This is a genomic window from Vibrio sp. 2033 (assembly GCF_033339735.1).
In genome coordinates, this window is record NZ_JAWOVC010000466.1 from 1 (window position 1) to 632 (window position 632).

The window sequence follows — 632 nt, forward strand, 5'->3', positions numbered from 1 at the left end:
TACAGAAACCATACTTAGAAAATGCATCCGTCAGTTTGACGCCAAGCACGTACGATGAGTTCATCCAACAATAATCATTATGATCAGCATTAACGGCGATACCCGACACAGGATCCACATCAAACTCTTCAAAGCCAAACGCTTCTACAGGAGACGTCGCTTGGCCGTATGGTAAGCGGGCTAGTACTTTAGGCATCGTTAAGCTTACAAAACGAGAATCTGCACTTTCACGGAAAGAGCGCCATTGCGCATATTCCAACGACTCAAAGACTTTATCTAAATCGCGCGGTTTAGATAGTTCTGTCCACTCATCAAAACCAAATAGCGCAGGAGAAGCAGCAGACAAGAATGGTGAGAAACCCGAAGCAGCAACATTCGACATTAAACGCAAAGACTCAATATCTTCTGGATGGTTTGTAAACTCGTAGTCACCAATTAAAGCACCATACGGTTCACCACCAGCGCTACCAAATTCAGATTCGTACACTTTTTTAAAGATTTGACTTTGATCGAATTCAACCGCTTTACTTAAGTCTTTATGAAGCTCTTTCTTCGTGATGCTAATCATGCGAATTTTCAGCGTAGAACTTGTCTCAGAATTCATGACTAAGTAATTCAGCCCACGCCATGAG

1 protein-coding gene is annotated in these 632 nt (G+C 42.6%); it reads right to left on the reverse strand.

The genetic code is table 11. The features are described 5' to 3' along the window. Positions 1-632 (reverse strand): type VI secretion system contractile sheath large subunit (gene tssC, locus R7P74_RS27230; protein ID WP_318123790.1); only part of this gene is annotated, 632 nt, incomplete at both ends.